12 protein-coding genes are annotated in these 11,208 nt (G+C 39.5%); 10 read left to right on the top strand and 2 right to left on the bottom strand.

From position 1 onward, the window contains the following. Window positions 1–724: 724 nt before the first annotated feature. Both MTN96_RS27275 and MTN96_RS27270 read left to right on the top strand, forming a co-directional pair. Window positions 725–1,918, top strand: coding sequence for a hypothetical protein (locus tag MTN96_RS27275; protein WP_248533389.1), 1,194 nt, complete (start codon window positions 725–727; stop codon window positions 1,916–1,918). Beyond that, complete coding sequence (locus tag MTN96_RS27270) at window positions 1,918–2,382, top strand: hypothetical protein (RefSeq protein ID WP_054983735.1); 465 nt, start codon at window positions 1,918–1,920, stop codon at window positions 2,380–2,382. Before MTN96_RS27275 ends, MTN96_RS27270 begins: the two co-directional genes overlap by 1 nt. 25 nt (window positions 2,383–2,407) lie before the next feature. Here the strand turns inward: MTN96_RS27270 and MTN96_RS27265 are convergent, their stop codons facing one another. Beyond that, window positions 2,408–4,495, bottom strand: a complete 2,088-nt coding sequence (locus MTN96_RS27265) for a bifunctional diguanylate cyclase/phosphodiesterase (protein ID WP_248533387.1) — start codon at window positions 4,493–4,495, stop codon at window positions 2,408–2,410. A gap of 260 nt (window positions 4,496–4,755) precedes the next feature. On the opposite strand from MTN96_RS27265, the gene MTN96_RS27260 reads away from it, so the two are divergent. From MTN96_RS27260 to MTN96_RS27225, 8 genes are all read left to right on the top strand, one after another. Next, a complete protein-coding gene (locus MTN96_RS27260; RefSeq protein WP_004589136.1) occupies window positions 4,756–5,688 on the top strand; it encodes a hypothetical protein in 933 nt (310 codons plus the stop codon). Window positions 5,689–5,710: 22 nt separating this feature from the next. Further along, window positions 5,711–6,610 (top strand): DUF350 domain-containing protein, encoded by a 900-nt coding sequence (locus MTN96_RS27255; protein WP_004589137.1) that lies wholly within the window; start codon window positions 5,711–5,713, stop codon window positions 6,608–6,610. A 3-nt stretch (window positions 6,611–6,613) separates the two neighbouring features. Continuing rightward, a complete protein-coding gene (locus tag MTN96_RS27250) occupies window positions 6,614–8,335 on the top strand; it encodes a polyamine aminopropyltransferase (protein ID WP_248533385.1) in 1,722 nt (573 codons plus the stop codon). An 80-nt stretch (window positions 8,336–8,415) separates the two neighbouring features. Beyond that, a complete protein-coding gene (locus MTN96_RS27245) occupies window positions 8,416–8,829 on the top strand; it encodes a YjfI family protein (RefSeq protein ID WP_004589139.1) in 414 nt (137 codons plus the stop codon). 24 nt (window positions 8,830–8,853) lie between these two features. Continuing rightward, on the top strand, window positions 8,854–9,546 hold the full coding sequence (locus MTN96_RS27240) for a PspA/IM30 family protein (RefSeq protein ID WP_029772224.1): 693 nt from the start codon (window positions 8,854–8,856) through the stop codon (window positions 9,544–9,546). A 73-nt stretch (window positions 9,547–9,619) separates the two neighbouring features. After that, the gene (locus tag MTN96_RS27235; protein ID WP_024032119.1) at window positions 9,620–10,258 is read left to right on the top strand and encodes a DUF4178 domain-containing protein; all 639 of its coding nucleotides are present in this window, start codon (window positions 9,620–9,622) and stop codon (window positions 10,256–10,258) included. Further along, window positions 10,255–10,575, top strand: a complete 321-nt coding sequence (locus MTN96_RS27230; protein ID WP_004589142.1) for a hypothetical protein — start codon at window positions 10,255–10,257, stop codon at window positions 10,573–10,575. Before MTN96_RS27235 ends, MTN96_RS27230 begins: the two co-directional genes overlap by 4 nt. A gap of 15 nt (window positions 10,576–10,590) precedes the next feature. Continuing rightward, window positions 10,591–10,776 carry a hypothetical protein gene (locus MTN96_RS27225; protein ID WP_004589143.1) on the top strand — a complete coding sequence of 62 codons (186 nt, stop codon included), beginning with the start codon at window positions 10,591–10,593 and terminating at the stop codon, window positions 10,774–10,776. 20 nt (window positions 10,777–10,796) lie between these two features. On the opposite strand, the gene MTN96_RS27220 is transcribed toward MTN96_RS27225, so the two are convergent. Next, window positions 10,797–11,201, bottom strand: coding sequence for a hypothetical protein (locus tag MTN96_RS27220; RefSeq protein ID WP_029772226.1), 405 nt, complete (start codon window positions 11,199–11,201; stop codon window positions 10,797–10,799). Window positions 11,202–11,208: the final 7 nt, after the last annotated feature.

The raw sequence follows: 11,208 nt of genomic DNA, 5'->3' as shown, positions 1-11,208 counted from the left end.
TCAGTAGTGAAACGAAACAGCGCCGATGATAGTGTAGCATTTGCTATGTGAAAGTAGGACATTGCCAGGCTCCAAATACAAGAAAGCCCGACTCGAAAGAGCCGGGCTTTTTTACGTCCGTAGAAAAGTGAAATGCGGACAATTAATGCACACTCATCTACTTCTAGAATGTAGGTCGAGCGAGCGTAGCGACTTCTGGCACAATGATAGTGTCCCATTTGCTATGTGACTCTCTACCGCTGTGGGCACCACGACATTGCCAGGCTCCAAATACAAGAAAGCCCGACTCGAAAGAGCCGGGCTTTTTTACGTCTGCAGAAAAGTGAAAAATACATTCCAGATATTATTCGCACAGTCTCCACCACCACCGTAGCGTGGGTTGAGTATCACGAAACCCGCGGATAAAACACAACACAGAGCTCAAACTCTTTGTAGTAATACTAATACGCAATAATACTTAATCATTTAGCCTAGCCATCAACACGTTTTTCCACCCTCAAAATAGATCACATAATTAAGCGAATTGGTATTACAGTACAAGCAAGTCTCTTAACTTAACTAATCTATTAAGATGTATAAAAATAATAGCTTATAGTTCAGACTATTTTGATCCACACTCTTTAACTTTGACTATAGTTATACCTCATAATAATTATTCTGCAGAATTATAAAATGTCGTTACTTTTTAATATTCAGCGCTTTTTATCTAGGTTGCTGAGTGTCTATGCGAAATAAAATATTTCAGATATTCGTTTTAATCGTCAGCCTACACCATTTACCGGCTAAACCGGGTGAGTTTGATTTTTCAGGCTACGCGCGTGTTATTGGTGGTTATTTAGATGAAAAAGATGTCGAATATAGAGGCTACGACGACAGTCTTAACTTTTCACCATCAAGTTTAATAGGTCTTCAAGCTGAGTATCAGTTTAATACAAACTGGTCAGTGACAGCACAAGGGTTATTTAGATCTGATGGCACAACGGTATCTGGTGAGAGTGGACTTGAATGGCTGTATTTAACTTATACGCCCACAACAAACCTACAGATAAAAATCGGTAAGCTGCGAACCCCATTTTTTACAATGAGCGACTTCTCTGATGTAGGGTTTGCATACCCATGGATCAATCCGCCACAACAAGTATACGACACGTACTTATTTAAAACATTTAATGGTATTGATGCTATTTACAAATTTGGCTCAGATGACTTTGATATCAGTATTGAAGGGTACTATGGCGAAGAGTCGGGGAGTATTGGCATAGGCCCTTTTAAAACAGGTTTTGAGGTGGATAATTTAGTGGGTGTGATAGGGAAGTTGAATATTGAAAATATAGAATTTAGGGCTTCAAGGTATAACGGTAACATAGCGTTAGATCTTAAATCGATTAACCAACTACAAGATATTTTAGAGAATTTTAATTTTAGCCAAAGTGCAGCATCGCTGACAACGCAGGGCAGTGCACATGCAGATCAGTTTGGTGTTATTTATGATAATTTAGATTATTTTTTTAGAGGTGAGCGGGTAAAGATTAAAACACAGTTAGATATAATTCCGATTATACAAAGCTATTACTTAACCGTAGGCTATAACGATGCACCTTTTACTTATCATTTAACCTTTGCAGACAGCGATGTAGAAATTAATGCCAATCAGAATGAAATCCCTACTGGTGCTAATGTAGAGCTTGATCAGCTGGCACAGGCTTATAACAGCGTGTTTGCAGAGTCGGCGCCCGACTCACTAAAAACATGGACACTCGGTATACGATGGGATGTGCTACCTAATCTGGCATTAAAGGCGGAAGTATCTGCTTTAGAGGGCGATGAGGTTAGTAATTCTTTTTTTGTTATCCCTGAGGATGTTAGCTTTAATAGAAAAACGAATCTTTACCTTATTGGCTTAGATTGGGTATTTTGATGATGTACTCTAAGTTAACTTACGTGATTAGACATATAATACTGCTGTGTATTTTTACTTGGTCATTATTGTTTATCAGCGTACAAGCCTACGCGGATAATAGCCACACCACTAAAGTAATCATTGTTGTTAATACGGCCAATAAAAACTTAGCTTTGAGTAAGCAGCAAATTCGCCATATTTATATGGGCGGCGCGATGAGTCGTCAATTTAAAGCAGTAAATTTACCCGCCGGAAACCCGTTACGAATCGACTTTAATACGAAATTGGTTGGCTTAACCGAATCCAGAATTCAGGCTTATTGGGCTCAGATGAGATTTACAGGGCGTAGCAAGCCACCCGTAGAATTTAGCTCGACTAAAGAAATTATTGCGTATTTATTGAAAGAAGAAAATGCAGTTGCTTATTTGCCTGCTGATACAAAAATTCCGGACGAGTTAACTGTTGTAACGCTAACGCCTTAATTTATGGTTAACTAGTAGCGCTGATTTATTTTAAAGTTAGCGCTTTAAATGCCTCTTTTGCTTGGGCTTTAGCTGCTGGAATGTGTGCTATGGCTACAGCCTTTGCAAAATAATACCCTTGCATTTCATCACTGCCATTTTTAATTAGGTAGTTAGCCTGGCTGGCTGTTTCTATACCCTCACTACATACTTTTAAGCCTAGGCGTTTACTTAAATCGAGTATGGCCTTTAATACCGCCGCATCCTTTTCTGAGCTATCAAATTGATTAACGAACATACGGTCAATTTTGATGGTATCGATATCTATTTTTGTCAGGTAGCTTAGCGATGAATAACCCGTTCCAAAATCATCAAGGGCTATAGACCCGCCCATTTGTTTTATTTGGTTAAAGAATTCATTGGAGTTTTCAAAATTATCGAGATAGCTTGATTCGGTTATTTCAAACTGGATATTTGCAATGTCGACGTTGTATTTAACCAATTTATTTTTTACAACATCAATAAAGTGATTATCTTTAAGATCATGGCTCGATAGGTTTAAAGAAACGAGTACATGGTTACCTATAGTTTGCTTTAGTGTGGGTAAATCTTGAAATACCCTGGAGACAACCCACTGCGTGATTGCTTTTATTTTACCTGCTTGCTCTGCAATGGGTATAAATTCGCCTGGTGAAATGAAGCCAAGCTCTTCACTTTGCCACCTAATAAGGGCTTCAAGGCCATTAGCCTCACCATTGGCAGCTATTTTTAACTGATACACAACTTCAAACTCATTTTGCGCAATTGCATGACTAATTAAATTAGCCACTTGAGCCATTCGCTTGCTGTTTTCTAACATTTTTCTATGGAAAACAGTGTACGACCCTTTACCTTTTTCTTTTGAGGCATACATTGCGATGTCTGCATTACTAATCAATGTATTAATGTCAAACTCTGCCTCTTTAGCGTGGGCAATACCAATACTTACCCCGGTGGGTATATCCCACTGGTTAATAGTAAAAGGCGTTTGCATTGAGCTGATAATTTGCTCCGCAATATTAATAACGTCGGTGTAATTATTTATATTACGCAGCATTATTAAAAACTCATCACCCCCTAAGCGTGCAATAACATCGTTTTCGTGTAAGTGCTTTTTAATATTACTGGCTACCGCCTTTAAAAGTAGGTCGCCCGTTTCATGGCCAAGTGTATCGTTAACACCTTTAAAGCTATCTACGTCAAAAAACATAATAGCTATATCTTGATGATTATTTTTACAGCGTGTTAATTCTTCTTTTAGTAAGCCCATAATAAACATGCGATTTGGCAAACCAGTTAATATATCGAAGTTAGCTAAGTGCTCCATTGATTGTTTTTGCTTTAAAAGTTGTGCGGTGTTTTTTTGATTAGTGAGCACTTGGGCATTAATAGTGTTAAGTAAGTTATTAATATCTTTGCCAAGTTGCGATACTTCGTCGTTGCCCGAGCCCTGGTATTGGAGTTGATAGTTAGTTGTTTTTTCTACTTTTTGCGTGAACTTAGAAAGTTTTAAGAGCGGGCTTAATAAATGTTGGTATATCCAAAAAGAGATGATGATGGTGATCACGATACTAAAAATAACGATAGGGGCCGCACTATAAAATAAGCTCGCTTTGCTCTCATTAAGGGGTTTATTAAAATCTTGAACAATTAATAAGTAGCCTATAGGGAACTGCTCCTCACCAATTGTTTTTAAGGCAACTAAGCCTTGGTTAGTAACACTGACGGTACGGGGCAAGCTTTGCGGTTTGATGCCCTTTAGCTGTGGAGTAAAATCCTCGTACTTTAAGTAATTAGGGTGCACGTAGGACTGTATTAGTTGCCAATTGCTATCAAAGACATTTACAAATTTTATGTGCTCGTACCTATCTAACCCCAAAAGCTCAGTTGTAATAGAAAATAAATCTATCTCTTGCGACATAACACGTAACAAATTATCTGAAATATTTGATGACATAGCATCGAGGTTTTCTTCAACTGATTGGCGGTATAAATCCTCGTGCTCATTAATAGCTAAATAAAAAACAAAGCTAGCGCTTAGTACAATTAAACAAGTCGTAATAATAATAAATTTGTTACGAATACTATGAAACATTTAGCCAAATCCCTTCTTACTGTCATGCTCTTTCACTAAAAGAGTTATTACTTATTGTTGTTATTTATTAATAGAAGGCTTACGCGTAGCGCTGATGTTACTTACTAAATTTGTAAGTAAAAGAATGTGTTTAAATTCATAGAGTAACTATAGCTGGTTATTTTATTTTAGGCAGACTTACTTTGTTGCAATTTCATTCTTGGCTTAATAAGTGACCTGTGTAAGACTAATGCGGTTATTTATTAAATCAGGTGACATGAATGTCGAATATAAAAGCTTGGAAACTTATGAGCCTGTTTTGTTTGTTTGCAGTGCTTATGGGTTGTCAATCTAAAGAAGAGCAACTACAACAAACAATTCAAGAGTCTATTAAAAAGGCAGATGTTGAGCTTGCACAGCTTGGTACCGCGCTTGATAATGGGACTATACGTAATGCTGTATTGCTTAAAGAATATGGCAAACTCCTTAAACAGCAACAGCCAGAACTTAGTCAGGTTGTTGATGTAATTACCCTTGATGCTACAAGGCAGGGTGCCCTTTACAGTGGTTTAACACAACGACTTAAAGATATTAAAGGCACTTATTTAATCCCTCCTTACGAAGATACGCTACACAGTATTGATTTACTACGTGAGGCGGCTAAGCCTACGCTGTTTTCTGATGCGTTAACTGACCCGATTAATATGCTAGCGGATATGTCTAAGGGCAGCCTTGCGCGCGTTGGTGCTATTAGTAAAGAAGCGGAGGGCGCAGGCGAGGGTAATCAATTGGTGGGCAACCCTAATTACGGTAACTGGCAAACTAATAGTAATGGTATTAGCTTTTGGCAGTGGTATGGCATGTACCGTATTTTAGGCGATGTATTTGACCGTGTTGAATACGGACGTTGGAGCAGCCGCCGTAAATATAGCTATTACAACGATTACGGCCGCTATCGTTACTCAAGCCCTAAACAAATTAAAACGCAAAGTGCTTTAGAAACGCGTACGCGTCAATCGTACCAACGCCAAGGCAAACAGTTTACTAGCCCTTATGCGAGCAAAAAAACGGGTGCCTCGGGTTTAAGCCGCAGTAGTTATACACCGCCTAAAAGCCGCAGTAGCTACTCGCGTTCGAGTAGTTATAGCAACAGCTCTGGATCGGTACGCAATAGCGGTAGCAGAACCTCTCGTGGCGTGAGCCGTGGTAAGTAAAGAATAAGTTGGAGTTAGAAATATGTACGAATTTAATGGAATAACTACGTGGTCGCTACAAGCTTTGGCGATTGATTTTGCAATTATCGTGTTGTTATTTGTAAGCCTGAAATACATTAAGGGCTGGGTTTCAAACCTTCATGCAAATGACGAAATAACAGAACGCGATAACTTTGCTTTTGGTATTAGCTTTGCGGCAGGCTTAGTTGCACTTGCCATTGTATTAACGGGTGTGAGTAGTGGCGCCTTTGCTGCGTCGTTACAACAAGAAGCCCTGCAAATGCTGGGCTATGGTGTATTAGCCATTGTACTGATTAAATTAGGCCACTTTTTTCAAGACAAGGTCGCGCTTCGCAAAGTCAGCCTGCACGACGAAATTGTAAAAGGTAATGTAACAGCCTCTATTATCGATTTTGGTCATGTAGTGAGTGTGGCTATTGTGATTCGCTCTGCACTTTTATGGGTAGCAACAGAGGGTTGGCACGGGCTGCCTATCGTTATTGCTGCCTTTATTATTGGCAGTGTTGCACTACTGCTTGTAAGCCAATACCGCGTACAATTATTTAAGCGTACCAATAAAAGCGGTGATTGTTTACAACAAGCCATTATTGATGGCAATTTAGCTGTAGGTATACGCTACGCAGGCTTTTTAGTAGGAAGTGCCTTAGCTATTACTGCGGCATCAGGTATTGCGCCGTATGCGGCCGATAACATTAATGCTAGCCTGCTTTATTGGGCTATTAGCGCGATTGTAAGTTTAGTGGCATTCATCATTTTACATTTAATCACCATCAAAATAATTTTATCAGGTTGTGATATTTCAGATGAAGTTAACCGTCAGAAAAATGTAGGTGTAGGTGCTATTTCTGCTGCAGTGTCGTTTGCTGTCGGTATTACTATGGCAACCTTACTAGGCGCATAATCAGTGTCATCAACTACAACTAGCCCAAGTAAATCACGTTTACTTGGGCACGATATTTTACTAATAACTGTTATGGCCGTACTCGCTGGGTGCGGCCTTATTTATGAATACTTACTTTCGCATTACGCAGGGCGGGTACTGGGCTCTGTAGAGAGTGCTATCTATGCCATGATTGGCACAATGATAGTTGCCATGGGCTTAGGCGCATTTTTAGCCCGTTGGTTTAAAGATGCCTTTACCGCCTTTGCTTGGCTTGAAAGTATTATTGCCCTGGTTGGCATGGGCTGTATTTTGGCAATAGCCGGTGTAATTGCTGTAAGTTATTCACTTCCTCATTTGTTTTCTAGTATTTTTAATTTACCTCCCGATGTTGTGCTCAATGGCTGTGTATTTCAAAAGCTGCAAGAGTGGTCACGCTTTTTACCTTATGTGTTTGGTTTAGTACTGGGTTTATTTATTGGTATGGAAATACCGCTTATTGCACGTATTCGCCAACATGTGTACGGGCGTTTTTTAGAAAACAATGCAGGCACTATTTATGGTGCCGATTATATTGGCGCGGGTATTGGTGCGGCTATTTGGGTAAGCATTATGCTGGCGATGCCTATAATGCAAGCTGCAGCGTGGACAGCTCTTTTTAATATACTGGCAGGGCTCGTCTTTTTATGGCGCTACCATGCTCATGTGCGCTTTGCTAAGGCACTTCTGATCTGCCATATAGTGTTATTGGCACTGTTTGGGTTTATTTTAGTGATGGGAAGTAGCTGGATGAACAGCTTAAGTAATGTACTTTATAAAGATAAAGTTATTTACTCACAAGCAACTAAATACCAGCATGTAGTATTAACCGAGCGCTTAAGTAAAAACCAGCCAGCGCCTATCACCGACTTGTATTTAAATGGACGTTTACAGTTCTCGAGTATTGATGAGCAAATATATCACTCAATGCTGGTGTATCCGGCAATGCTCGCATCAAACCGGCACGATAGCGTATTAATTATTGGTGGTGGCGACGGGCTTGCCCTTAGAGATGTTTTAAAGTGGCCAGTGAACGACGTAACGTTAATTGATTTAGATGCACAGCTGCTTAATTTATTTGGCCATAAAGACGGTGATTTTACAGCGCCTGAGTCTATAAGTAAGCGGTTATTAGCGCTAAATAAACAATCGATGTTAGACCCACGCGCCAATATTATTGTGGGAGATGCGTTTTTAGAGGTTGAAAGGCTCCTTGATCAAGGTAAGCAATTTGACACCATTTTAATTGACTTACCGGACCCTAATCACCCCGATTTAAACAAAATGTACAGCGACTATTTTTATAACCATGTACGTCAATTGTTAGCTTCCGATGGCGCAATGGCTGTGCAGTCTACCTCGCCTTATCATGCCAAAAAAGCATTTTTAAGTATTGCTAAAACGGTAAAAGCGGCGGGTTTTGATTATGTTGAGCAGTACCAGCAAAATATTCCTTCGTTTGGGCAATGGGGGTGGACAATAGCCACTAAAATGGGTCAACCAGCCAGTGGGCGAATTAAAAATATAAGCGCTATGCCGGTGCCATCAAGGTGGGTAAGTAAAGAATATTTATTAGCCAGCTTTGTATTTCCTAACCAGTATTTTGAACAAGTTAAAAGTATTGAGGTCAATAGGTTAGGTTCGGGCCAGCTATATGATTACTACCGTAATGCGTGGCAGATAGAAAGCGAATTGTATAAAAATTAATAAAACATGGTTGACATAATATGTCGGCCGTGCGAATCTTAACTCAGACATAATATGTCAAACAGCAAAAAGGCAGAGACATGGAATTAAATGAACTTTCAATAAAATTAGCTTCTTTTGAAACAGAAGGCGCTAACTTTGAGTCTTTCTTGATTGCCAACCCTGGTGAGCAAGATGTTTTACAAGTCATAGTTGATGGAAACGATGAGCTTCCAATTTTTGTTACGCAAACACAAGAGCAGTTGTTATGTATTAGCTACTTGTTTGGCGAAGATGAAGTAAAAAGTGAATTACGCAACGAGTTAAACGAAACACTACTACGTTTAAACGTGCCAATTCCACTGAGTGCATTTGCTAAAATCGATAACAAATACGCGATTTTTGGTGCACTGTCGGTAAATTCATCATTAGATGATATTACCCACGAACTAGTGACACTAGCTGACAACGCTATTGACGCACTAGAAGCCGTGACCTTGTATTTAAACGATTAGTAACTAGTTAGTGGAGTTAAGATTATGAGTATATTAAAAAAATTATTTACAGCAGTACGTGGCGGCGCGCGTGAAGCGGGCGAAGCAATTGTAGATGCAAACGGCATTCGTATTTTTGAACAAGAAATAGCAGATGCGCAAAATGCACTTAATCGTGCTAAAAAGAGCCTTACAGAAGTAATGGCTAAAGAAATGCAAACTAAGCGTAAAATTAGCGCAGTTGATGCATCAATTGCTGAGCACGAAGCATATGCAGGCCAAGCACTTGAAAAAGGTAACGAAGCCTTAGCATTAGAAATTGCCGAAAAAATTGGCGACTTTGAAGCTGAAAAAGCTGAAAACGAGCAAGTATTAGCAGGTTTTAGCAATCATATTGTAGCGCTTAAACAACAAGTTAAAGACGCTGAAAAGTCAATTAAAGAAAACCAGCGTCAGCTTACTATGGTTAAAACCACAGAAAGCGTACAGCAAGCAACAATGGCGGTTAACAGCACGCTTAATACTAATAGCTCGTCTATGACATCGGCCCGTCAGTCGCTTGAGCGTATTAAGCAGCGCCAGCAAGATCGTAGTGACCAGTTAGGCGCTGCTAAGCAACTTGAGTCAGATACAAATGGCGACGATTTAAAAGCAAAAATGGCTGAAGCCGGTATTGGCGATACAAGCCCAAAAAGTGCTGATATTTTAGCGCGCATTAAAGCCAAGCAAAACGGCTAATAGTTCGTACATTTATAATAAAAGGTAATTAAGCGTGGCTTAGTTACCTTTTTTGCTTAAGGGATGCCTCATTATGTTTAATTTTTTCAAATCTAAAAAAGAGCCAGAACGTCAGCTTAACCATGCAAGTGAGCTTAAAAAAGGTGACATGTTTAGCGTTATCGATTCATTTGCGTATCCGTCGTGGTTAAAAGGGCAAACGCTGCGTGTTATTGATATTCAAACCTATCAATATCAACACAGTAGTGATACTGAGTTTGTGCTTGAGACGAACAGCGGACAGGTGGTATTTTTACAAATTGAGCAAGATGATGGCGAGCAGTGGGCTAATTTTTCAATCAAAATTCAGCGTGACGACGTAGAGCAAATATTTGGGCTAGACGAATTTGCACGTATTTTTGATGAAGAGTCGTTAACTCATATACAGGTACAAAATACGCCAGAGCAGTTTATGCAGTTTTTAGCTAAAAGCTATCAGCAAAGTGAATCGCCTTATGTGTGCTATTTCCATAACAAAGATTTTCGTGGCCAGTCATTACCGCGCTATGAGCAAGAGGGTGGCGAACCTTGTGAAATGATTTGCTTAGCATCGCCAGACGAAGGGCATGGCTTAAATATTGAAATATGGGATGGCGGTGAGACCGAAGTGTCACTAACGCTAACTCGCCCAATTACCGATATAGTCGACTTGTTTCCAGGAGATGCGAAGTGAGTGATGCTAAAGACAAGTGGTTACGTCAAGAGCAAGCCGTGCGTGCCACACAAATGGCATTTGATTTAAGCAGCGAAGTACAAAAGTCGATAAAAAAGCAGGCCATTGATCAAGAGCTTACGCCCTCAGATATGATCCGTAAAATTTTAGGCCTAGATGTAAAGTCTAAAAAAACACGTCAGCGCCTATCGTTTAATTTAAATGATGATGAAATAGCCCAACTTGCAACACGATTTAATGTCCAAAGTGATGATAAGCGAGCCGTAAAGCAACAAGTAGCAGAGTTATTAATTGCTCATACTAAAAACACTAAGTAGTTAATTTAGGTTTATATGAATATTATTTTAATTGCTTACTTAATTATTTTTGCTTTATTTGGCACAGCTGCAAGTTACTTTGTGCGATTTATTTATGCGTACTGGGTAAAAAAAGAAATGCCAATGAAATACATTGTTAAAGCAGGAATTTGTGTGGTGTTGGTGGTGGTTATTTCAGCGTTAATACCTTTTATAGGTTAACGCTGAAATTGGCGTTTGCGCTATTTTATATCAAATGCCTGGCATTGCTGATTAATACACAGGGTTTGTACCTCAAGTACCGGCGAGCAATCGGTTAAACCTTGCGCTTTGTTTTGTGCTTTTTGTTGTTGTGTAATTTTTTGGGCAACTTCTTCGGCGTGCTCTTGAGAGGTATTAAGTGTTGAATACACAACATACTTACTTGGCCCACCACATGCTCGTGCACCTACTTCGAGTACCTTACATTGAAAGCTTGCGGTGCAACTATTATCACTAACAATGTTATTAAGATCGTAGTTCAAGTCAGACAAATTCTGATTTTGCTCAGTACTTGATGATGTGCTTGCACAGCCGCTAAGTAATAGCATAGCGCTGGTGGCAACACTCACAATTGATAATTTAATTGCTGATGGTAAACAACTCATAACCTTG

The organism is Pseudoalteromonas sp. 2CM28B (assembly GCF_023161935.1).
Note: the sequence above shows the minus strand (reverse complement) of the source record. Positions and strands in the feature narration are given on the sequence as shown.